At 69.2% G+C, this 21,537-nt stretch carries 21 protein-coding genes; 14 read left to right on the top strand and 7 right to left on the bottom strand.

All coding sequences use genetic code 11. The features are described from left to right. Nucleotides 1-100 precede the first annotated feature (100 nt). Nucleotides 101-697, top strand: a complete 597-nt coding sequence (locus ACLF3G_RS10080; RefSeq protein ID WP_430669226.1) for a hypothetical protein — start codon at nucleotides 101-103, stop codon at nucleotides 695-697. 12 nt (nucleotides 698-709) lie between these two features. On the opposite strand, the gene parE is transcribed toward ACLF3G_RS10080, so the two are convergent. The 3 genes from parE to ACLF3G_RS10065 form a co-directional block, all read right to left on the bottom strand. Then, nucleotides 710-2,716 carry a DNA topoisomerase IV subunit B gene (parE, locus tag ACLF3G_RS10075; RefSeq protein WP_430669225.1) on the bottom strand — a complete coding sequence of 669 codons (2,007 nt, stop codon included), beginning with the start codon at nucleotides 2,714-2,716 and terminating at the stop codon, nucleotides 710-712. Nucleotides 2,717-2,826: 110 nt separating this feature from the next. Further along, the gene (gene dps, locus ACLF3G_RS10070) at nucleotides 2,827-3,321 is read right to left on the bottom strand and encodes a DNA starvation/stationary phase protection protein Dps (RefSeq protein WP_430669224.1); all 495 of its coding nucleotides are present in this window, start codon (nucleotides 3,319-3,321) and stop codon (nucleotides 2,827-2,829) included. A gap of 63 nt (nucleotides 3,322-3,384) precedes the next feature. After that, nucleotides 3,385-5,004 carry an MFS transporter gene (locus tag ACLF3G_RS10065; RefSeq protein ID WP_430669223.1) on the bottom strand — a complete coding sequence of 540 codons (1,620 nt, stop codon included), beginning with the start codon at nucleotides 5,002-5,004 and terminating at the stop codon, nucleotides 3,385-3,387. Between the two features lie 95 nt (nucleotides 5,005-5,099). Between ACLF3G_RS10065 and ACLF3G_RS10060 the strand changes: the two genes are divergently transcribed. Next, nucleotides 5,100-5,432, top strand: coding sequence for an Mpo1-like protein (locus tag ACLF3G_RS10060; RefSeq protein ID WP_430669222.1), 333 nt, complete (start codon nucleotides 5,100-5,102; stop codon nucleotides 5,430-5,432). A gap of 1 nt (nucleotide 5,433) precedes the next feature. On the opposite strand, the gene ACLF3G_RS10055 is transcribed toward ACLF3G_RS10060, so the two are convergent. Together ACLF3G_RS10055 and ACLF3G_RS10050 are read right to left on the bottom strand one after the other, a co-directional pair. Beyond that, a complete protein-coding gene (locus ACLF3G_RS10055; protein ID WP_430669221.1) occupies nucleotides 5,434-6,720 on the bottom strand; it encodes an NCS2 family permease in 1,287 nt (428 codons plus the stop codon). Nucleotides 6,721-6,756: 36 nt separating this feature from the next. Further along, nucleotides 6,757-8,049: an amidase gene (locus ACLF3G_RS10050; RefSeq protein WP_430669220.1), complete on the bottom strand. Its 1,293-nt coding sequence runs from the start codon at nucleotides 8,047-8,049 to the stop codon at nucleotides 6,757-6,759. Nucleotides 8,050-8,309: 260 nt separating this feature from the next. Between ACLF3G_RS10050 and ACLF3G_RS10045 the strand changes: the two genes are divergently transcribed. The 4 genes from ACLF3G_RS10045 to ACLF3G_RS10030 are packed head-to-tail and all read left to right on the top strand — an operon-like array spanning nucleotide 8,310 to nucleotide 11,350. Further along, nucleotides 8,310-8,867 (top strand): VOC family protein, encoded by a 558-nt coding sequence (locus ACLF3G_RS10045; protein ID WP_430669219.1) that lies wholly within the window; start codon nucleotides 8,310-8,312, stop codon nucleotides 8,865-8,867. 10 nt (nucleotides 8,868-8,877) lie between these two features. Beyond that, nucleotides 8,878-9,843 (top strand): ABC transporter substrate-binding protein, encoded by a 966-nt coding sequence (locus ACLF3G_RS10040; protein ID WP_430669218.1) that lies wholly within the window; start codon nucleotides 8,878-8,880, stop codon nucleotides 9,841-9,843. Then, nucleotides 9,840-10,604: an ABC transporter ATP-binding protein gene (locus ACLF3G_RS10035; RefSeq protein WP_430669217.1), complete on the top strand. Its 765-nt coding sequence runs from the start codon at nucleotides 9,840-9,842 to the stop codon at nucleotides 10,602-10,604. Before ACLF3G_RS10040 ends, ACLF3G_RS10035 begins: the two co-directional genes overlap by 4 nt. Continuing rightward, nucleotides 10,601-11,350: an ABC transporter permease gene (locus ACLF3G_RS10030; protein WP_430669216.1), complete on the top strand. Its 750-nt coding sequence runs from the start codon at nucleotides 10,601-10,603 to the stop codon at nucleotides 11,348-11,350. The genes ACLF3G_RS10035 and ACLF3G_RS10030 overlap by 4 nt, the downstream gene beginning before the upstream one ends. On the opposite strand, the gene ACLF3G_RS10025 is transcribed toward ACLF3G_RS10030, so the two are convergent. Continuing rightward, the gene (locus ACLF3G_RS10025) at nucleotides 11,332-11,901 is read right to left on the bottom strand and encodes a nucleoside 2-deoxyribosyltransferase (protein ID WP_430669215.1); all 570 of its coding nucleotides are present in this window, start codon (nucleotides 11,899-11,901) and stop codon (nucleotides 11,332-11,334) included. The two genes, ACLF3G_RS10030 and ACLF3G_RS10025, sit on opposite strands and share 19 nt — an antisense overlap. A 137-nt stretch (nucleotides 11,902-12,038) precedes the next feature. Between ACLF3G_RS10025 and ACLF3G_RS10020 the strand changes: the two genes are divergently transcribed. Genes ACLF3G_RS10020 through ACLF3G_RS09990 form a run of 7 tightly spaced genes read left to right on the top strand, consistent with a single transcriptional unit; the run spans nucleotide 12,039 to nucleotide 19,259 of the window. After that, on the top strand, nucleotides 12,039-12,911 hold the full coding sequence (locus ACLF3G_RS10020) for an FAD binding domain-containing protein (protein ID WP_430669214.1): 873 nt from the start codon (nucleotides 12,039-12,041) through the stop codon (nucleotides 12,909-12,911). Further along, nucleotides 12,908-13,366, top strand: a complete 459-nt coding sequence (locus ACLF3G_RS10015; RefSeq protein ID WP_430669213.1) for a (2Fe-2S)-binding protein — start codon at nucleotides 12,908-12,910, stop codon at nucleotides 13,364-13,366. The genes ACLF3G_RS10020 and ACLF3G_RS10015 overlap by 4 nt, the downstream gene beginning before the upstream one ends. Next, complete coding sequence (locus ACLF3G_RS10010) at nucleotides 13,363-15,696, top strand: molybdopterin cofactor-binding domain-containing protein (RefSeq protein WP_430669212.1); 2,334 nt, start codon at nucleotides 13,363-13,365, stop codon at nucleotides 15,694-15,696. Before ACLF3G_RS10015 ends, ACLF3G_RS10010 begins: the two co-directional genes overlap by 4 nt. Next, nucleotides 15,689-16,471, top strand: a complete 783-nt coding sequence (locus ACLF3G_RS10005) for an ABC transporter ATP-binding protein (protein ID WP_430669211.1) — start codon at nucleotides 15,689-15,691, stop codon at nucleotides 16,469-16,471. Before ACLF3G_RS10010 ends, ACLF3G_RS10005 begins: the two co-directional genes overlap by 8 nt. Continuing rightward, nucleotides 16,464-17,330: an ABC transporter permease gene (locus ACLF3G_RS10000; RefSeq protein WP_430669210.1), complete on the top strand. Its 867-nt coding sequence runs from the start codon at nucleotides 16,464-16,466 to the stop codon at nucleotides 17,328-17,330. The genes ACLF3G_RS10005 and ACLF3G_RS10000 overlap by 8 nt, the downstream gene beginning before the upstream one ends. Then, nucleotides 17,327-18,247: an ABC transporter permease gene (locus ACLF3G_RS09995; protein WP_430669209.1), complete on the top strand. Its 921-nt coding sequence runs from the start codon at nucleotides 17,327-17,329 to the stop codon at nucleotides 18,245-18,247. The genes ACLF3G_RS10000 and ACLF3G_RS09995 overlap by 4 nt, the downstream gene beginning before the upstream one ends. Nucleotides 18,248-18,263: 16 nt before the next feature. After that, nucleotides 18,264-19,259 carry an ABC transporter substrate-binding protein gene (locus ACLF3G_RS09990; RefSeq protein WP_430669208.1) on the top strand — a complete coding sequence of 332 codons (996 nt, stop codon included), beginning with the start codon at nucleotides 18,264-18,266 and terminating at the stop codon, nucleotides 19,257-19,259. A 3-nt stretch (nucleotides 19,260-19,262) separates the two neighbouring features. On the opposite strand, the gene ACLF3G_RS09985 is transcribed toward ACLF3G_RS09990, so the two are convergent. Beyond that, nucleotides 19,263-20,327, bottom strand: a complete 1,065-nt coding sequence (locus ACLF3G_RS09985; RefSeq protein ID WP_430669207.1) for a ring-opening amidohydrolase — start codon at nucleotides 20,325-20,327, stop codon at nucleotides 19,263-19,265. Nucleotides 20,328-20,392: 65 nt separating this feature from the next. Between ACLF3G_RS09985 and ACLF3G_RS09980 the strand changes: the two genes are divergently transcribed. Next, nucleotides 20,393-21,535, top strand: coding sequence for an FAD-dependent oxidoreductase (locus ACLF3G_RS09980; RefSeq protein ID WP_430669206.1), 1,143 nt, complete (start codon nucleotides 20,393-20,395; stop codon nucleotides 21,533-21,535). Nucleotides 21,536-21,537 lie beyond the last annotated feature (2 nt).

Below are 21,537 nucleotides of genomic sequence, written 5' to 3'. Positions count from 1 at the left end.
GCCTGTGGGTCCTCGCGACGGTCATCCAGGTGGCTGTCCTGACCGTGGTGGCGACGCTCATGGTCGACGTGACCCGACAGGTCATGCGGCGCAACCAGGAATGACCTGGCCGATGCGCCCGGCGATGGGCCTGCTGGCGGCAGGCCTCCTTGCGGCCTGTGCCACCCAGCAGGGCCCGGGAACCGCCGGGCGCGACGCGCGTGCCTCGCTGGAGGCGATGGCAGGTCGGCTACCGATTCAGGTGGCCGACTTCGAGCGTGGGGAAACCACGTGGCACGAACAGGCCCGCCCGGGCCTGGGTGTCACCGTTGATTATGCTGGGCCGGGGCGCAGCGCCGTCGCCACGGTCAGCGTCTACGACCGCGGCCAGGCCGCAATCCCTGCGGATATCGGCGCTGCCGGCGTCCAGCAGGAATTCGCCCTTGCCGTGCGGGAAGTGCTGGACCTGGCCGAGGATCGGACCAGCCAGAACCTGGCGGAGCGGGACCGCACCCGGCTCGACATCCCCGGCCAGGCGCCGTTGCAATGCGCGACACTCCAGGGCACCTATGGGCGCCAGCCGGTGCAGACCCTGCTTTGCCTTGGGACGGCGTCTGGCCGTTATCTGAAGGTGCAGGTGACGTCGCCGACCCGGCAGGTGCGGCCGGTGGACCCGCTGCCCTTCGTCGTCGGGATCACGCGCGCGGCGCGCGGCTAGGCCGGCGCCGCATCAGGCATCCACGGCTTCCTCGTCCAGCCTTGCGGCATTGTCCTGGATGAAGCGGAAGCGGAGTTCCGGCCGCCGGCCCATCAAAGCCTCGATCAACTCGGAGGTCCGCGCCCGGTCTTCCGTCGGCAGCACCACCCGCAACAGGCTGCGGCGCTTGGGGTCCATGGTGGTCTCCTTCAGCGAGGCGGGCGGCATCTCGCCAAGGCCCTTGAACCGGCTGACATCGACCTTCTGGTTGGGCTTGAACTCCTTCTTCAACAGCCGTTCCCGGTCCGCGTCGTCGCGCGCATAGATCGTCTTGCCGGAGGCCTGCAGCCGGAACAGCGGTGGCTGGGCCAGGAACAACCGGCCTTGGCGCACCAGTTCCGGCAGTTCCTTGTAGAAAAAGGTCATCAGCAGTGCGGCGATATGAGCGCCGTCCACATCGGCGTCCGTCATGATGACGATGCGGCCGTAGCGCAGCCGGCCAAGGTCGAACTTGTCGCCGGCGCCACAGCCCAGCGCCTCGATCAGGTCACGCAATTCCTGATTCTGGCGCAGCTTGTCGGCACTGGCGCTGGCGACGTTGAGGATCTTACCCTTCAGCGGCAGGACCGCCTGGGTCTCCCGGTCCCGCGCCTGCTTTGCGCTGCCACCGGCCGAATCGCCCTCGACGAGGAACAACTCCGTGCCGTCGACGCCTTCCCGCGAACAGTCAGCGAGCTTGCCGGGTAGCCGCAGCTTGCGGGTGGCGGATTTGCGCGGCGTCTCCTTCTGCTCGCGCCGGCGGATGCGGTCCTCGGCTCGCTCTATGCACCAGGCCAGCAGGTTGTCCGCCCGATTCGGATCACCAGCCAGCCAATGGTCGAAATTGTCGCGCAGCGCCGCTTCGACCAGCCGTGCCGCTTCCGGGCTGGTCAGGCGGTCCTTGGTCTGGCCCTGGAACTGCGGGTCCCGCACGAAGACCGACAGCATGCCGGCGAGGCCGCCAAGCAGGTCCTCCGCCGTCACATTCGCCGCCCGACGTTCCTTCTTGAGTTCGCCATACGCCCGCAGCCCCTTGACCAGGGCGGCGCGCAGACCTGCCTCATGCGTGCCGCCCTGCGGCGTCGGGATGGTGTTGGCGTAGGTGGACAGGAAGCCATCGCCCTGTTCCAGCCAGGTCACTGCCCATTCGGCCCGGCCGGCGCCGTCGGGGAAGGTCGCGTCCCCAGCCCAGGGTGCGGCCACGACGGGCGTGCGTCCCTCGATCGAGGCGGCCAGGAAATCCGAGAGGCCGCCGGGAAAGTGCAGCACGGCCTGGGCCGGCGTCTCGGTGCCCTCGACCAGCTTCGGGTCGCAGGACCAGCGGATTTCCACGCCACGGAACAGATAGGCCTTGGAGCGGCAGAGCCGGTGTAGCCGTGCGGCACTGAAGACTTGCTTGCCGAAGATCTCCGGGTCCGGTCGAAACCTCACCTGGGTGCCTCGGCGGTTGTGCACAGGGCCAACTGTCTTCAGCTTCTGCACCGGCTTCCCACGCTCGAAGGCGTGCGCATAGAGAGTCCGTTCGCGTGCTACCTCCACCTCCAGCCGCTCCGCCAGCGCATTGACGACGGAGGAGCCGACGCCGTGCAGGCCGCCGGAGGTCTCATAGGATTTGCCGGAGAACTTGCCGCCCGAGTGCAGCGTGGTGAGGATGACCTCCAGCGCCGACAGCTTGGGGAAACGGGGATGCGGGTCGACCGGAATGCCGCGGCCGTTGTCGCGCACGGTCAGCCAGTTCTCGGCCTCCAGCGTGACATCGATTCGGTCGGCGTGCCCCGCGACCGCCTCGTCCATGGAATTGTCCAGGACCTCGGCCGCCAGGTGGTGCAGCGCGTTGTCGTCGGTCCCGCCGATATACATGCCCGGCCGACGGCGCACCGGCTCCAGGCCCTCGAGGACCTCGATGTCCTTGGCGGAGTAGTCCGAGGTGACGGGAGTGATCGCGGTGGGCGGCTTCGCGGGCAGCTTCGAGGCGCGGCCGGCCTTGAACAAGTCGTTCATGCTGTGTTCTCAGGTTCCGGCCCAAGATAGCGGCGGGTCACGTCCTGCACAACCGAAGGGATGATGAGGCCGGAGCGGGCCTGCCCGGCCCCGCTCCGGCCCAAGGCGGCTCAGCCGCCGGTGGTCGCCGTGGCTTCCAGCATCCAAAGGGCCTTGTCGAGGTTCTTGGACACGCCGGTGAGGATATCGGCGGTGTCCGCATCGCCGGCCTCGTCCGTCTGGTCGATGCCCTCCCGCATGCTCTTGGCCAGTGCGGCGTAGCGGTCGGTCAGGGCGGCCACATGATCGAGCCCGGCCTTCAGCTCCGCTGGGTAGGCGGGCAGGCGGGTCTGGCCGGCGACGGCCTGGCTGCCGCCGATGGCGGTGCCGCCGAGCTGCACCAGGCGTTCCGCCAACTCGTCGATGTCTGTAGCCAGCTGGTCATAGAAGGTCTCGAACATCGTGTGCAGGCCGATGAAGTTCGGGCCCTTCACGTTCCAATGCGCCTGGCGGGTGCTGTTGTAGAGGTCGATGCTATCCGTCAGGCAGGCCTGCAGCACCTGGATGGAGGTTGCCTTCGCATTGTCCTGGAGGTCGATGCGGCTCTTCGAGGCGGGCTTGGCCATGGGTGTCTCCGTCGCTGTTGCGTCGCGGCTTAACGTGGCGACGGGTGGTCGCGTTGCATCCCCTCAGGACGGCAATCCTGGCATGACATTCAGGTAGCGCGCGGCCTCGGGTGGCGCCTCCCCGCGGTGCAGGCGGGCGGCACGGGACAGCACCGTCAGATCCCAATCGGTCATTCGTCCCTCCTCCCGCAGGTGCTCGGTCCAACTCTGCATAATCCAGAACTCGACCCATCGCTCGGGATGCGCGACATCCTCGAAAAGACGCCAGCCGAGTGCCCCGTTGCGCAGGCGCACCTGCCGACACTCCGCCATGGCGGCCAGGAAGGCGCTGCGGTTCGCGGGGTCGATATGGTAGCGGACGACCTCCAGCACCTGGCCGCTTTCGTCGTGCAGCAAACCCGTGAGCGCCTGCGCGGCGGGTTCGGGACGCGGCACGCTCGGGGCTGGCGCATCGGGTGCGGGGACGGCGGATTCGGCGGCGGGCGGTTCGATGATGAAGCGCCGGACGAGAACGCCGCCGATGGCGCAGAGCAGCCCGGACAGGCCGAGGGCGTAGCCGATGCCGAAGCTTTCGCCGCCCCATCCGCCGAAACCGGCGCCTAGGGTGAGCCCACCAAAGGTCACCAGCTGATAGATTCCGATGGCGCGGGCGCGGACCCAGGACGGGACCGAAAGCTGCGCCGCCGCCTGCAGGGTCGAGGCGCCCGCCAGCCAGGCGACGCCGTAGAGCACCATCGCCAGCATCGCGACCGCCCAGTGATGCGACTGCCCCAGCAAGATGAGGGCCGCGCCGGCGATCAGGGAGGCGGCGGTCACGGTGCCGCCACGGTCGAGCCGCCCCCGCAGCGAGGGCAGCAGCAACCCGGCGGCGACGGCACCGACGCCCATTGCCGCCAGCATGATCCCGAACCACTCCGGTCCCAGGCCGAGCTGCTGGCGGACCAGCAGCGGCAGCAGGCCCCAGAGCGCCGCGGCGAACAGGAAGAAGACGAAGCCGCGCAGCATCACCCCGCGAAGCACGGGACTGGCGCGGGTGTAGCCAATGCCGGCGCGGATGGCGGACAGGAAATGTTCCTTGGGCAAGGTGGCGCGCGGTGCCTCCCGCTTCCAGACCAGCAGCGCGACGATAACCGCCAGGAAGGACAGTGCGTTGAGCGCGAAGGTCGCCTCCGCCCCCGCGGCGGCCACGGTGAAGCCGCCGATCGCCGGCCCTACCGTGCGGGACAGGTTGAAGCCGATGCCGTTCAGCACGATGGCCCCCGTCAGGTCCTGGCGCGGCACCGTCTCCGGCGTCGTTGCCGCCCAGGCCGGGGAATTCATGGCGGTGCCGACGCCGATGGCGAAGGTCAGCGCCACCAGGCCCCAGGGCCCAAGGTTGCCTGTCCAGGCGAGGATCGCCAGCAGTGCGCCGGCGCAGGCGATCCAGGCCTGCGCGAAGATCAGGTAGCGGCGACGATCCACGATATCCGCGAGCGCCCCCGCGGGCAGGGCCAGAAGAAACACCGGCAGCAGGCTGGCCACCTGCACCATGCTGACCATGAGGGGGGACGGCGCGAGTGAGGTCATCAGCCACCCGGCGCCGGTATTCTGCATCCACATCCCAGTGTTGCTGCAGAGGTTGGCCAGCCAGAGCAGCCGGAAGGCCGGGTGGCGGAGGGGCGTCAGAGCGGAGGGGAGCTGCATCGAACACAAGTTGGCCAAACTGCGCCCCTGGCGGAAGCGGCAAAGCGATGAAGCCTTACGGATCGGCAGCGGAGGCAGGCTATGCTCCGTCCGCCATGTCAGGACCAAGCTTCACGCGCTACGCCGATTTCTGGCCGCACTACTTGCGCCAGCATGCCGATCCGCGGACCCGCGCGGTCCATGCGGCGGGGACAGTTGCCGGGCTTGGGCTGTTCGCCTGGGGTCTGCTGGCTGGCCCCCTGTGGTTGCTGCTGGCGGGACTCGTCGTCGGCTACGGCGCGGCCTGGGCCTCGCATCTGGCCATCGAAGGAAACCGGCCGGCCACCTTCGGGCATCCGCTCTGGTCGCTGGGAAGCGACCTGCGGATGGCCTCGCTGCTGCTGACGGGTCGCCTGGATGCGGAACTGCGGCGGGCGGGTGTGCGGTAGCTCAGCCCACTGAGAACTTCACGGCGGAAAGGGCCGCCAGCAGCCACACGGCACCATGCACTTCTCCGGCCCGCCCCGCGACCGTCTTCACCAGGGCAAAGCTGATGAAGCCCAGACCGATGCCCGTTGCGATGGAGAAGGTGAAGGGCATCGCCAGCGCCGTCAGGATCGCCGGCAGGTATTCCGTCGTGTCGTCCCACGCCAGGTCCTTCAGCGCCTTGGCCATCAGGCAGGCGACGAAGACCAGCGCCGGGGCGGTGGCGTAGCCCGGGATCGAGGTCGCCAGCGGCGCCAGGAAAAGCGTCAGCAGGAACAGCAAGCCGACGGTGACCGCCGTCAGCCCCGTGCGCCCTCCGGCCTGAATGCCGGCCGCGCTCTCGATGTAGGAGACGGTGGTCGAGGTCCCGAGGGCGGCACCCATCATCGCGCCGCCTGAATCGGCCATCAGCGCCCGGCCCAGCCGAGGCACCGTCCCGTCCGGATTCATCAACCCGGCCCGATGCGTGGTGGCGATCAGCGTGCCGGTGTTGTCCAGCAGGTCGACGAGGAAGAAGGTGAAGACGATTCCGACCAGCCCGATCCCGATCGCGCCGGCGATGTCCATCTGCAGGAAGGTCGGTGCGAGGGATGGCGGCAGGGATGCGATGCCGCCGAACTGCGTCAGCCCGAAAGGAATGCCCGCCACCGCCGTGGCGATGATGCCGAGCACGATGGCTCCCGGCACGGCCCGCGCCACCAGGCCCGCGATGAGAACGAAGCCGGCGCATGCCAGCAGGGTGCTGGTCGCGGAAAGCGGCCCGAGGCCGACCAGCGTCGCAGGATTGGCCACCACGAGCCCCATTCCCCGCAACCCGATCAACCCCAGGAAGAAGCCGATCCCCGCGGCGATGCCAAGCTTCAGCGACATCGGGATGCCGTTCACCAGCCACTCCCGGATCCGCAGCACCGATACCAGGAAGAACAGGAAGCCGGAGACGAAGACGGCGCCCAGCGCCACCTGCCAGGGAATGCCCATGGCGCCCACCACCACGAAGGCGAAGTAGGCGTTCAGCCCCATGCCGGGCGCCAAAGCGATGGGGAAATTCGCCAGCATGCCCATCAGCACGCTGCCGATGGCGGCCGCGAGGCAGGTTGCGACGAACGCAGCGCCCTGGTCGATGCCCGCCGCGGCCATGATCGAGGGATTGACCACGACGATGTAGACCATGGTCAGGTAGGTCGCGAGCCCCGCCATGATCTCGGTGCGCGGCGTGCTGCCGCGTGCTGTGAGTTCGAAGAAGCGGTCCATGCGGGAACGACTCCGGTTGCTGCAATGCAGCGTAGGCTAGCCCGGAAACCCCTTGCCTGTTGAGCCTCGGGAGAGTGCGTACAAGGCTTCGGCCAGACCGACCAGCCGCGCCTCGTCATAGGCTCGCCCAACGATCTGGACCGAACAGGGAAGGCCGCCATCCTCCGCTGGCCAGGGAATCGATATGGCGGGCTGGCCGCCGATGTTGGCGAGTGCCGTGAAGTCGGCCTGATCCACCGGCGCGGCCATGCCGTGTGGGAAGGCGCGCTGTGGCGCCGTCGGCATGAGCAGGATGTCGCAGGCATCCAGGGCCCGCAGGGCGCCAGCCCGAACCTCGGCAAGCCGGAACAGGGCCCGCGCCAGGCGCACCGAGCCGGCATCGCGGCCATAGGCGAGCGCGGCGCGAAAGCCAGGTGATGCGGCACGCGGATCATCGATCAGCGCCGGATGCAGCGCGGCGGCCTCCGCTTCGATCACCAGCAGGCTGGCGCGACGCGCCGCTGTGGGATCCCAGGCTGCCACGGCAATCGTCGCGACCGAGGCGCCGGCACGGCCGAGTTGCGCCGCGGCGGCCATCCATGCCGCGCGGATGGCCGGCTCCATGGCCGCATCGAGAACCGGCTGCGGCAAGCCGACGCGCAGACCTGCGGGGTCCGTGGGTGCCTCGGGCACGGCGCGCCAGCCGGCGGGGGCGGGCCGGAAGGCAGGATCGGCAAGGTCCTCGGTGATCATGGCCTCGAGGCCGCCCGCCGCCAGCATAGGCGTGCGCGCCAGCGTGCCCAGGTGGTCCAGCGTGGGTGAAAGCGGCACCACGCCGCTGCGGCCGATGAGGCCCGCCGTTGGCTTCAGCCCCACCACGCCGCAATAGGCCGCCGGAATGCGGACGGACCCCAGCGTATCCGTGCCGACAGCCAGGTCCACGAAGCCCGCCGCGACCGCCGCGGCGGAGCCGCCGGAGGAGCCACCAGGCGTATACCCGGCGCGGAGCGGATTGATGCATCGGCCGAATCCCGGCGTATCAGTTGTCGCGCCCAACGCTCCTTCATGCATGGCGAGCTTGCCGAGGATGACCGCGCCCGCACGCCGCAGCGCGGCGACGCAGGGCGCGTCGGCTTCGGCGCTTCGGCCGCGAAGGGCGGCAATTCCGGCAGTGGCCTGCAGGCCGGCGACGTCGACATTGTCCTTTATGCCTACGGCAAGGCCACGGAGCGCGCCTTGGGCAGGCCGAACCGCCAGCGCGCCAGCCGCATCGACCTGCCAGAAGGTGCCGAGCGCGCCGTCCTCCCGCGCGATGCGGTCGAGCCGGCCGGGTATGTCGGTCGGCCTCATCGCGAGGTGCTGATCCGGCGGGTCGGCGTCCGCCGGGCTGGCGCGGGGCCTGTCAGGCTCATTCTGCACTTCCGGTTTCGCGAACGGCTAGGCGCGCGATCAGGCCTGGCAGGTAGGCGGTGGCGGGCTTTGCGGTCAATCCCATTCGGCGCGATGGCGCGCCGCATGGGACTGCCCAAGCCTGGTGCAAATGCGGCAACCAACAGAGGCAGCAGGTGTGGCGCAGGAGCTTGCGGCGGCAGGGCGGGAAGTGCGTCGCCGTGGCACGCGCATTGCTGGCTTCCAGGGGGATGGTGGATGCGGAACTCATGGCGGAGTTGGATGGCGCGGCGGTTACCGCAGGGCTGTTTCATGTGGCGATCAAGACCAATGACCTGGTGGCCACGGTCGCCTTCTACACGCGCATCATCGGGCTGCGGCAGGCGACACGTCCGGACCTCGGCTATCCAGGCGCCTGGCTTGCCGTGCCGATGCCGGGTGGCGCCGCCATCCTCCATGTCTATGCCGGCGGTCCGGCCCTGGGGCGGGACGGGGTGGCGCCGATCGGGACCGGAGCGATCGACCATGTCTCGCTCGCCTGCCACGGATACCACGCCTTCATCGCCCGGTTTCGGGCCGCCGGCCTGGACTGGCGCGAGTTTCTCGTGCCGGGCACTCATCTCTGGCAGCTTTTCGTGCACGACCCCTCCGGCGTGCAGCTGGAATTGACCTTCGACGGCATGTCGGAACGCGGCGCGCGGCCGGACCAGTCGGACCACCGGCGCTACGTCGCCGGCGCCAACTTCCACGATCCAGCCACCTATCCGAAGCTTGTATGAGGATGCCCGAATGATCCGCCGCCGCCCGCTGCTGCTGGCATCCCTCGCAGCGCCGTCCATCGCCAGGGCGCAGGCCCGCGACCGTGTCCGCGTCGCCGTCTTCAACGTCTCCTCCGCTTTGCCCTACTACGTGGCGGCCGAGCGTGGCTTCTTCGCGGCCGAGGGTATCGAGGCGAGCGCCATTCCGTTGCAGGCAGCGCCGCTGATCGTGCAGGCCATGGTCTCCGGCGATGTCGAGGCGGCTTCCAATCTGGTGACGCTGGAGGGGGCCAACATCAATGCACGTCGTGCGGAGACGGCGCTCTACATCGCACTGAACGGCCAGAATGCGCGCTACCGGATGGAACAGTTCGTGGTCCGCCCGCAGCACCCGGCGCAGGCCATCCGGGACCTGAAGGGCGCCCGCATCCTGTCCGCGCCAGGCCCTGCCAACCTGTCCGCCGCGCGCGCCGTGCTGGCGGCCAACGGCCTGCAGGAAGGCCGCGACTACACCATCCAGGAACAGCAGATGGGCGTGCATGTCGGCGCGCTCGCAGCCGGCACCTTCGATGCCGCCTACACGCTGGAACCCGTGGCGACCATCGCCGAGCGTGCCGGCGCCGCGCGGCGTCTGGAAGCGGGTGTCATCGCCACGCACCTGCTGGGCCGTGCGGAAGCGCAGGCCTTCGCGGCCGGAGCCGCCCTCACCGGCAGGTTCGTCCAGGAGAAGCCGGAAGTCGCTCGCCGCTTCGCCAACAGCTGGTCCAAGGCCTGCGCGCTGATTGCATCGGATCCCAGCGCCGTGCGGCCGCTTCTGGTACAGCACATGCAGACCTCGGCCGAGCTGGCACCGACCGTGCCGTTGGTGAACTTCGTCATGGTGCGCGACCTGACGCCGCAGGACATCGCCGACTTCCAGAAGTTCGTGGACCTCGCGGTGGCGCAGGGCGTGGTACGCAACCAGATCGCCGTCGGCAGCTTCCTGCGCGCCTTGTGAAGCCGCGCGAGGCCGCCATCACGATCCGGGGGCTCAGCAAGTCCTTTGCGGGGCAGCCGGTCTACGAAGGTTTCGACCTCGACGTGCGCCGCGGGGATATCCTGGCCATCTTCGGGCCGAACGGCTGCGGCAAGTCCACCCTCATCAACATGGCCGCCGGCCTTCTGCCGAAGGATGGCGGCGAAATCCTGTACGATGGCCGCGAGGTTTCCGAGGTTCGCGTCGGCTACGTCTTCCAGAACTACCGCGAGGCGCTGTTCCCCTGGCGGCGGTCGGTCGACAACATCCGCTACCCGTTGCGGCGCATGGGTCTGCCCGCCGCCGAGGTGGAGGCGCGCGTCGCGAGCCTCGCGGAACGCTTCCGCGTGCGCTTCGACCTGAAACGGTATCCCTATGAATTGTCCGGCGGCCAGCAGCAGCTTGTCTCCATCATGCGCGCCCTGGCGGTGGAGCCGGAAGTGCTGTTTCTGGACGAGCCCTTCTCGGCGCTGGATTTTGAAACGACGCTTTCGCTGCGGAGCCTGTTGCAGCGGGTGCTGAAGGACCTTGGCGTCACGACCATCCTCGTCTCGCACGACCTCGAGGAATCCATCATCCTCGCCGACCGTCTGCTGATGCTGACGCGGCGACCCACGACGGTGGCGGACGATCTTTCCATCCCGCTGCCCTGGCCGCGGGAGGCAGAGGCGCTGTCCACTCAGGACTTCGTGCGACTGAAGGCGCATTGCCTCGACGTGTTCCAGAAGGCAGTCGCCACATGAAAGCCTTTGGCGCGCCCATCGCCGGGGCTGCCGGCTTCCTGCTGCTGTGGCAGGCCGCAGTGTGGCTGCGGGTTGCGGACCCGATCCTGCTGCCACCACCGGCCGAGGCCATCGGTGAAACCTGGCGCGGCTTCACCAGCGGCACGCTGCTGCACGATACCTGGCGGACGGTGGAGCGCACTGGCCTCGCATTCCTCATTGCGAGCGCGATCGGCGTGCCGCTCGGCGTCGCGCTTGGGGCGCAGGAGCGTCTGTACCGCAGCGTCGAATTCGTGGTGGATTTCTTCCGCTCGACCCCGGCTTCCGCCCTGTTCCCGCTGTTCCTGGTGCTGTTCGGGCCGGGGGAGGGGACCAAGGTCGCGGTCGCGGCGTTCGGGGCGGCGCTGGTGATCCTGTTCAACGCTGCCTACGGCGTCATCAATGCCCGCCGCACCCGCGTCCTGGCCGCGCGCATCATGGGCGCCGGTCCAGGGCGGATCCTGGTCGACGTGCTGATCTGGGAGGCGCTGCCGCAGATCCTGGTCGGGATGCGCAGCGGCGTCTCGCTCGCCCTGGTAATCGTGGTGGTCGCGGAGATGTTCATCGGATCGACCGACGGCCTCGGCCACCGCGTCATCAACGCGCAGATGCTGTTCGAAAGCGGCCTGATGTACGGCGTCATCTTCGTCGCCGGTGCCCTCGGCTACCTCCTGAACCTGATGTTCATCCTGCTGGAGAAGCGCTTCGTTCACTGGTCCGGACGCTGAGGCCTGAGTTGCGCCGCGGCCAGTGCCACGCAGCGCGCGAAGACCTCCAGCGAGTCGAAGGGCAGGTCCTGGTTGCCCTCGGGCAGCAGGATGGACAGGCCGCCGCCGGCCTCCACCGCGCCGGGGATCATCAGGTTGTCCGGCAGGCCGAAGCCCCCAACGGTCAGCCCGGGCATCGGGTCCGGCACGGCGGCACATTGCGACGCGCTGCGGGTAGCGAAGGGCGTAGCACTGTTGGAATAGGCGAAGATCGGCAGGCCGCGGCCTAGGAACCAGCCCAGTTCGACCAGGGTGCCGGCATCGGCCGAGGCGCCGCGGAACGGCGTCAGGTTGGCGATGACGAGGTCGGCCCTTTGCATCATCGCCAGGTCCTTGGCGAAGATCACCCTCCACGCCTCGTTGTCCGGCATGGCGGAGAGGGTGGCCACATCCTCGTTCAGGGGCGGCAGGGCGGTCAGGCCATGGCTGGCGCAGATGGCGGCCTTGCGCGCGGCATGCACCGGCGCGTCGGGCAGGAACACGTCTGGGCCGGCGAGATAGGCGAGGGGCATGCGGCAAGCTGACCATGCCGCGCGCAGCCTGTGCAAGCGCTGGGCAGTCTGGCATCCACATTCCGCGGTCAGGACAAAAATGCCTGTGGCCCGGCGCGGGCGGCTTCTGGCAGGTTTGATCTCATGAGGATGAATGCGTGAAGCCGGCTCCGTTCCAGTGGCATGCGCCGGAGACGATTGAGGAAGCACTGGCGCTGAAGGCGGAGCATGGCGAGGCCGCGCGGTTCCTGGCCGGGGGCCAGTCCCTGGTGCCGGCCATGAATTTCCGCGTGGCGCAGCCCGCGGTGCTGGTCGACCTGGCACGGATCTCGGCGCTGGATCATCTGGAGTTCTTGGCGGACGGCACGCTGGTGATCGGCGCGATGACCCGCTATCGCGGAATCGAGCGTGATGCCGCGGTTGCCCGCCGGCAGCCGCTGCTGGCGGAGGCGCTGGCGGAAGTCGCACATCCCCAGATTCGTACGCGGGGCACACTCGGCGGCAACCTGTCTCATGCCGACCCGGCCAGCGAGATGCCGGCGGTGATGCTGGCGCTTCAGGCGCACTTCCTGGTTCGCAGCGCAAGCGCCGTGCGAAGCGTGGCGGCGGAGACGTTTTTCGTGGGGCCTCTGGCGACCGTGCTGGGTGAGGATGAGATGCTGGCTGAGATTGAGGTGCCGCCATTGCCGCCCGGTACCGGCACGGCCTTTCTCGAGGTTGCGCGGCGGCGCGGGGACTACGCCATGATGGGCGTCGCGGCGGTGCTGAGGCGTGGGGCCGATGGCCGATGCGTCGCGGCGCGGCTCGCGCTGTGCAGTGCCGGGCCGATTCCGATGCTCGCGGTGCAGGCGGCGCAGGGGCTGGTCGGCACAGGGTTGACGGAGACCGATTGCGCGGCCGCGGCCGAACTGGCGGTGCAGGAGATCGATCCGATGGGCAGCGTGCAGGCCTCGCCGGCCTATCAGCGACACCTGGCTGCTGTCCTGGTGCGGCGAACGCTGGCGGTGGCCGCGGAAAGGGCGGCGGCATGAAGGTGACGGTTCGGGTGAATGGCACGGACCATGTTCGCAATGTCGAGCCGCGCCTGCTGCTGAGCGACTTCCTGCGTCACGAGATCGGCCTGACCGGCACGCATGTCGGCTGCGAGCATGGCGTCTGCGGGGCCTGCACCATCCTGTGGGACGGCGCACCCGCCCGCGCCTGCCTGGCCTTCGCCGTGCAGGCGCAGGGGCACGAGATCCGGACAGTGGAGGGCTTGGCACCCGGACCGGGCCAGCTCGATGCGTTGCAGCAGGCGTTCCAGGACGCGCATGGCCTGCAATGCGGCTACTGCACGCCGGGAATCCTGATGACCATGACGGCCTTCCTGGCCGAGAATCCAAACCCCGATGAGGCGGAGGTGCGGGAGGCGTTGTCCGGCAATCTCTGTCGCTGCACGGGCTACCAGCACATCGTAGATGCGGTGCTGCGGGCGTCCCGCGCGTGAACAGCTTCGGCACGCCGCTGACCCGCAACGAGGACCCGCGCCTGCTGCGCGGCGAGGCGCTGTTCGTCGATGACGTCGAACTTCCCGGCCTGCTGCACGTCGCCTTCTTCCGCAGCCCGCATGCGCATGCGCGCCTGGTGTCGCTGGACACCGCAGCGGCGAAGGCTCGGCCAGGCGTGGTGGCGGTGGTGACCGCCGCTGACCTCGGCGACTACTGGAAGCCCGGACCGCTTCTGGTGCCGCCGCCGCCGGTGCCGGGCATGGAATTCCATCAGCGCTGCCAAGTGCCCCTGGTGCGCGATAAGGCACGGCATGTCGGCGAGCCGGTGGCGATGGTGGTGGCGGAAAGCCGCTACCTCGCCGAGGATGCGGTGGGCGACATCCTTGCTGAGTGGGAGACGCTGCCGGCGGTCGGTGACCTGGAGGCCGCCCTGGCGCCCGGCGCGACGCGTGTGCATGACGACCTCGCCGGCAATATCGCCGCACATGTGCGTCAGGCGCGCGGTGATTATGCAGCGGCCGCCAAGTCCGCGCATCTCGTTCTCCGGCGGCGCTTCACCTACGATCGCGGCGCGTCCATTCCGATGGAGACGCGTGGCGTCGTCGCGAGCTGGGATCCGCGCGCGGATCGCCTGACCGTGTGGGACACGACCCAGGCGCCGGTCGTGATCCGTAACGGACTGGCGGCGATGCTGGGGCTGTCGGAACGCCAGGTTCGCGTGGTCGCGCCGAACATCGGCGGCGGCTTTGGACCGAAGATGATGATGTTCTACCCAGAGGAGGTGCTGGTTCCCTGGGCCGCCATCCAACTCGGCCGCCCCGTGAAGTGGATCGAGGACCGGCTGGAGCATTTCTTCGCCACCACGCATGAGCGCAGCCAGATCCACGATGCCGAGATGGCGCTGGATGTTTCCGGGAAGATTCTCGGCGTGCGCGATGTCTTCCTGCACGACACCGGTGCGTATGACCCCTATGGCCTGACGGTGCCGCTGAACAGCCAGTGCACGCTGCTCGGCTGCTACGTGGTGCCGGCCTATGACAGCAGCTTCACCGCGGTGTTCACCAACCGTACGTTGGTCACGCCCTACCGCGGGGCCGGCCGCCAGCACGGCGTCTTCGTCATGGAACGGCTGCTGGACATCGCGGCGCGCGAACTCGGGCTGGACCGCGCCGAGATCCGCCGCCGCAACTTCATCCCGGCTGACGCCTTCCCCTTCGACCAGGGCCTGATCTACCAGGACTTTTCTCGTCTTTCCTATGACAGCGGCAATTACGAGCCGATTCTCGACAAGGCGCTGGCCGCCATCGGCTACCAGGATTTCCTCTCGCGCGTGCAGCCGGAGGCGCGGGCGGCGGGTCGTGCCGTGGGTATCGGCCTGGTCTGCTATGTCGAAGGCACGGGGATCGGTCCCTACGAGGGGGCCAAGGTGCAGGTGCAGAGTTCCGGGAAAGTCAGCCTGGCCACCGGCATCGGCAGCCAGGGCCAGGGGCACGCCACCGCCTTCGCGCAGGTGGTGGCCGAACAGCTCGGTGTCGATGTGCGCGACGTCGAGGTCACCACAGGCGATACCGACCAGTTCTACTGGGGCGTCGGCACCTTCGCGAGCCGTGGCGCGGTCGTCGCCGGGTCTGCCGCGCATGAGGCGGCGAAGGTCGTGCGGCAGAAGGTGTTGCGGACTGCAGCCAGGCACTTTGAATGCGCCGAGGAGGACCTCGTGCTGGCCGACGGCGCCGTGCACGTCGCCGGCGTGCCGGACCACGCCATCCGCCTCGGCGCGCTTGCCGGCCTCGCCAATCCCATGCGGGGCGCGGTGACGCCCGGTACGGAGCCGGGGCTGGAAGCGACGAGCTATTTCGGCCCGGCCAGCGGAGCCACGGCCAGCGGCGTGCATGCGATGATCGTTGAGGTGGATCCGGCGACCATGCGGCCCACCATCCTGGACTACGTGGTGGTGCATGACTGCGGCACGGTGATCAATCCGCTGATCCTCGCCGGGCAGATCCATGGCGGCGTGGCGCAGGGCATCGGCAATGCCTTCTTCGAGAAGCTCGAGTGGGATTCGGAGGGCCAGTTGCTGAATGCCAGCCTGGCCGACTACCTCATCCCGACCGCGCTCGATGTGCCACGGATGCGGCTGGAGCATACGGTGACGCCCTCGCCGTTGAACCCGCTCGGCGTGAAGGGGGCCGGGGAGGCAGGGGCCATCCCGGTCGGCGCGCTGTTCGCCCAGGCGCTGGAGGATGCGCTGGACCTGCCGGGCCGGGGGATCGAGATACTGGAAATGCCGCTCGGACCCTGCCGGCTGTGGGAGATCAGCAACGGTGGCTGAGCCGGTCATTTCAGCCCGAAACCTGTCGCTCGATTTCCCGACGCAGGACGGTACGGTGCATGCGCTGTCCAACGTGACACTCGATGTCGCGCCGGGTGAGTTCGTCTCGCTGATCGGCCCATCCGGCTGCGGCAAGACCACGCTGCTGCGCGTGATCGCGGATCTGGAGCGCGCGACCGCGGGCCATATCACCGTGAACGGACGCAGTCCGGCGCAGGCGCGGCTGGCGCGCGACTATGGCTATGTCTTCCAGGCGCCGGCGTTGTATCCCTGGCGCACCATCCTCGGCAACGTGATGCTGCCGCTGGAGATCATGGGCGTGGCGCGAGCGGAGCGGGAGGTGCGCGCCCGGGCGCAACTGGCGCTGGTCAACCTCTCGGGCTTCGAACGCCGGTTCCCCTGGCAGCTTTCCGGCGGCATGCAGCAACGTGCCTCCATCGCACGCGCGCTGGCCTTCGAGCCGCAGCTGCTGCTGATGGACGAGCCCTTCGGCGCGCTCGACGAAATCGTCCGCGACCACCTGAACGAGCAGTTGCTGAAGCTGTGGGCCGCGACGCGCAAGACTGTGGTCTTCGTCACCCATTCGATTCCGGAGGCGGTCTTCCTGTCCACCCGCATCGTGGTGATGTCGCCGCGCCCGGGACGCATCACCGACATCGTGGAGTGCGACCTCGGCCCGGACCGTCCGCTCGAGATTCGTGAGACGCCGGCATTCCTGCGCATCGCCCAGCGCGTGCGCGAGGGGCTGCGGGCAGGGCATTCCTACGATGTCTAGAAGCATCCTGCCCGTGCTGACGGTTTGCGCGGTGCTGGTCGTGGCCTGGTACCTCGGTGCCGTCTGGATGAATTGGCAGGTGGTGGCGGACACGCAGGCACGGGCGGGTGCCGCGCCGAATGCGGCGGAGATGGTGCGGCTGACGCTGAACCACGCGCGGCCGCTGCTGCCCGCGCCGCACCAGATCCTGGAGGAGTTCTGGCGCACCACCGCGACGCTGCCCGTCACCTCCCGCCGCAGCCTGGTGCACCACGCCTGGGTCACCCTTTCCGCCGCACTGATGGGCTTCGGCATGGGGGCGGCCTTCGGCGTGGTGCTGGCGGTGGCCATCGTCCACATCCGGGCGCTGGAGCGCAGCCTGATGCCGTGGATCGTCGCCTCCCAGGCCGTGCCGGTGCTGGCCCTTGCCCCCATCGTCATCGTGGCGCTCGGGGCGCTGGGGCTGCAGGGGGTGCTGCCGAAGGCGATCATCGCGGCCTATCTTTGCTTCTTCCCGGTGGCCATCGGCATGGTGAAGGGGTTCCGGGTGCCGGACGCCATGGCGCTGGACCTGATGCGGACGTGGTCGGCCTCGCGCGCGCAGCTGTTCTGGAAGCTGCGCCTGCCGGCGTCGCTGCCCTACCTGTTCGCGGGCCTCAAGGTGGCCATTGCCGCCGCGGTGGTCGGGGCAATCGTGGCGGAACTTCCGGCCGGGGCGCAGGCCGGGCTCGGTGCCCGGCTGCTGGCCGGGTCCTATTTCGGCCAGACCATCCAGATCTGGTCGGCCCTGCTGATGGCGGCGCTGCTCTCGGCCAGCCTGGTCGGGCTGTTGGGCGCGGCGGAGCGGATGCTCGCGCGCCGCATGGGTGCGCGTACATGAGGACGGCGCCTTTGGCCGCCCTGGTCGGTGCCGGTTTCGCCGCGGCGATCGCCGGCGCGCATGGCGGCCTGCCCGCCGCTGGGATTTGGACCGCGGCGGGCATCCTCGCCCTTCTGGCCGCGGTGCTGGTGCAGCGCCTGGGGGATGCGCCCGGAGAGGGCTGGCGCGCGCTCGGCGCTCCGCTCGCCTTCGGTGCGACGTTGCTGGCATCGTGGGAACTGCTGGTGGTGGGCCTTGGTGTGCCGATGGTGCTGCTGCCGGCGCCTTCCGCGATTGCCGTGCGCATGGCGGCCTCGGCACATTTGCTGTGGCAGGATTTCGCCCAGACCTTCTTGAAGGCGGTCCTGGCCGGCTACGTCATCGGTGGCGCTGCCGGTTTCGCGATGGCGCTGCTGGCGGACCGCGTGCCGTTCCTGCGCCGCGGCCTGTTGCCGCTGGGAAACCTGGTCGCGTCCTTGCCAGTGGTCGGCATCGCGCCGATCATGGTGATGTGGTTCGGCTTCGACTGGCAGTCCAAGGCGGCCGTCGTCGTGGCCATGACGTTCTTCCCCATGCTGGTGAACACGGTGGCCGGGCTTGCCGCGGCTGGGGCGCTGGAGCGCGACCTGATGCGCAGCTATGCCGCCAGCCATCGGCAGACGCTGTGGCTGCTGCGGCTGCCTGCGGCGCTGCCCTTCATCTTCACCGCGCTCAAGGTCAACGCGCCGCTGGCCCTGATCGGCGCCATCGTGGCCGAGTTCTTCGGCAGCCCGACCACCGGCATGGGCTTTCGCATCACCACGGAGGCGGCGCGGCTGGCGCTCGACATGGTCTGGGCGGAAATCGTTGTCGCGGCGGTGGCAGGTTCGGCATTCTACGGGCTGGTGGCGTTGGCCGAGCGCGCGGCGACCTTCTGGCACCCCTCGGTCCGCAATTGAAACAGGAGAGACAGGCATGCACAGGACACTTCTGGGTGGATTGGTCGGACTTGGCCTTCTGGCCGGCGCAGCCGCGGCGAGTGCGCAGGAGCGTGTGACGCTGCAACTGAAATGGGTCACGCAGGCGCAGTTTGCCGGCTACTACGTGGCGCAGGCGCGGGGAATGTATCGCGCCGCCAACCTGGATGTCCGGATCAACGCAGGCGGGCCGGACATCGCGCCGCCGCAGGTGATGGCCGGTGGCCGCGCCGATGTGGTGGTGGAGTGGATGCCGGCGGCGCTGGCCAGCCGGGAGCGTGGCGTGCCGCTGGTGAACATCGCGCAGCCCTTCAAGCAATCCGGCCTGATGCTGACCTGCCGCGCGGAAACCGGCATCCGCACGCCGGCGGACCTGCGCGGCCGCACGCTGGGCGTCTGGTTCTCCGGCAATGAATATCCGTTCCTGGCCTGGATGTCGCGCCTCAACCTGCCGACCAACGGCACGCCGCAGGGCGTGCGCGTGCTGCGCCAGGGCTTCAATGTGGACCCGCTGCTGCAGCGCCAGGCCGACTGCGTGTCCACAATGACCTACAACGAATACTGGCAGGTCATCGATGGTGGCTTCCGGCCCGATCAGTTGACGGTGTTCCGCTACGCCGACCAGGGCGTCGCCACGCTGGAGGACGGCCTCTACGTCCTTGAAAGCCGACTGACCGATGCAGCCTTCGTGGCCCGCATGGGCCGCTTCGTGCGCGCTTCCATGCAGGGCTGGGACTGGGCGCGCGCGAACCCGGATGCGGCGGCGGCCATCGTGCTGGACAACGATGCCTCCGGTGCGCAGACCGAAGCGCATCAGCGCCGCATGATGGGTGAGATCGCCAAGCTGCTGGACACCAGCGGCGGTGGCCGCCTCGATCCGGCGGACTACGAGCGCACGGTGCAGACCCTGCTTTCCTCCGGCGGCGAGTCCCCCGTCATCGCCCGCGCGCCGACCGGTGCCTGGACGCATGCCGTGGTGGATGCGGCGCGCTGACCGTCAGGCGCGGGCGAAGACGCAGACCAGGCCGCCACCCGGCGGCCCCTGATGCTCCGCCCCGCCGCTGACGAAGACCTGGCCAGTACCTGCCACGCTTGCGACGATGGCGCCCAGCGCACCTCGCAGGTGGCGCTGGGCGTCGAGGTCCGTATCGCCCAGCATGGTGTGGCGCGCCCCGCGGATCGCGCCGTTCCGCTCTGGTTCGCCCTTCGCAATCACGCCCAGCACGCGACCCTGCTGCGCCGCCGGAACCGCGGGCGCGGCATCAAGTCCGGCGGCGCGAAATGCGGCGACCACACCTGCGAGGTCAAGCAGGTCAGCCATTGGCGCGACGCCAGCCGTCATGCCTGGCGCCCAGCCATCGGCGTGTCCGAAGACCACCACCTCATTCGCCGTCACCTCGATGCCGGAGGAAATGCTGGCGCGGTTCGAGAACCGGTTCATGTCACGCAGCAGGTCTTGCTCAGCTGGATCGGGAATATCCCCGAGCGCCTGGCCCACGCCGAAGGCCGCGGCGGCGCGGGACAGCGCCATCAGCACGCGCGGGTCGGACGAGCGCGCCTCCGGCCCGGGCGCCTGGGCGCAGGGCGCCTTCACCTGCACCAGCACGACATCCTCGGCCCGCGTGATGCCCGCCTGCGCCATGGCATCCCGCACCGCCTGCGCCACCTGGCGGATCTGCGCATCCCGGCCAATGGCCGCCGCCGGTGTCGGCGGGCTGAAGGCGGTGCCGAGGGCCAGGCCACGCGCACCGGCTTGCGACCGATCCACGGCGAAGACCAGGTAGTGCGGCGAAAGCGCGCCCTCCGTGCCGCCGGACAGCACGCAGGGAATTTGCGCGGCTAGCGAGGCTGCGTCCTCCCCCGTCTCCCGCGCCAGAAGCAGCATCAGCGACTGGGTAAAGTAGCCGCGGGTGAAGTCGTTCAAACCGCCATTCCCCTCGGTCTTGCCGATCACTGCCTGAATATCGGAGGCGCGCAGTTCGCCCGTCGCGATCAGCGCGGTCAGGGCTGAGAGGTCGCCCGGATGGGCCATGGGCAGGCGGTGGATGGAAAGCTTGGGCATGGGGGGAGCATAAGTCCCCTGGCGCGGCATTTGCACGGCCGTGCGCGGAAATTCGGGACGAAATCATGCGGATCGGCATCATCGGCACCGGCGTCGCCGGCAGCCTGCTGGCAGAGGGGCTTGAAGGCTTCGACGTCACGGCGTTCGAGCGCGTCGCGCCTGGTGACCAGGCGGAGGCCGGCACTGGGCTGAACATCGGCCCGAACGCGCTGAAAGCCCTCCGGCTGAACCGGCCGGAGCGGCACGCTGCGCTGCGCGAGGCCTCGTTGCCCTGGCAGCGCTGGTTCATCGACCTGGCCGACGGCACCCGCCTGTTCGACCTCGACCTGCGGGAGGTGGCGGAGGAACCCGGTGTCCGCATCCGATGGTCCGAGCTCTACCGCCTGCTGCGCGCCCCCGTGGCAGGCTGCACCCGCAGTGCGCACGCCCTGGAAGCGCTGGAGGAGGACGCGGCCGGGCGTCTCGTGCCGGTATTCCGGACGCCCGACGGCCTGGTGCGCGATGGTGGGTTCGATCTGCTGGTCGGTGCCGATGGTCGCTACAGCCGCTTGCGCAGCCTGGCGGCGGGAGAACCTGAAGGGACGCTGCTTGGCGTCTGCATCTGGCGGCTGCTGGTAACGGAGGCCCAGGATTGTCCCTATGACGATTACGGCCAGTGGTTCAACGGCAACGCGCGCCTGCTTTCCTTCCGCGTGCCGGGCGGCGCCGTCTATATCGCAGGGACCTTTCCGCTCGGCGTCGACCGCCAGATTCCCGATGCGATGAAGACCGCGGCGGCACAGCGCGCGCTGTTCACACCGGCCGATGCGCAGCCCAGCCCGGCCGTCGCCTGGATGCTGGCGCAGATCGACGCGCATGTTGCGGAGATCCACTGGGCGCGCTCAGCCATCGTGCCGGTGCTGCGGCATGCGCTTGATGGCCGTGTGCTGTTCCTCGGCGATGCGGCGCAGGCGATGGTGCCGACGCTGGGCCAGGGCGCGACCCAGGCAGTGGAATGCGGCGTCGTCGCTGCCAATGTGCTGCGCGCCGGCGGCGACGCGGCGGCTGTGGCCAGGGCACGCGACCAGCGTGTCGATTTCGTGCGGCAGTTCTCGATGGAGTCTTCCGACACGCTGCTGCCACCGGTGGACGTGCAAGCCGGCACCGCGAAGAAGCGGCAGCCGGACTACCTGGCGAAGCTAAGGAAGCTCTACACTGACATCGCGTAGAG

Source organism: Falsiroseomonas sp. HC035, from assembly GCF_050563525.1.
GTDB lineage: Bacteria > Pseudomonadota > Alphaproteobacteria > Acetobacterales > Acetobacteraceae > Falsiroseomonas.
This window is presented reverse-complemented; position numbering and strand designations above follow the sequence as displayed.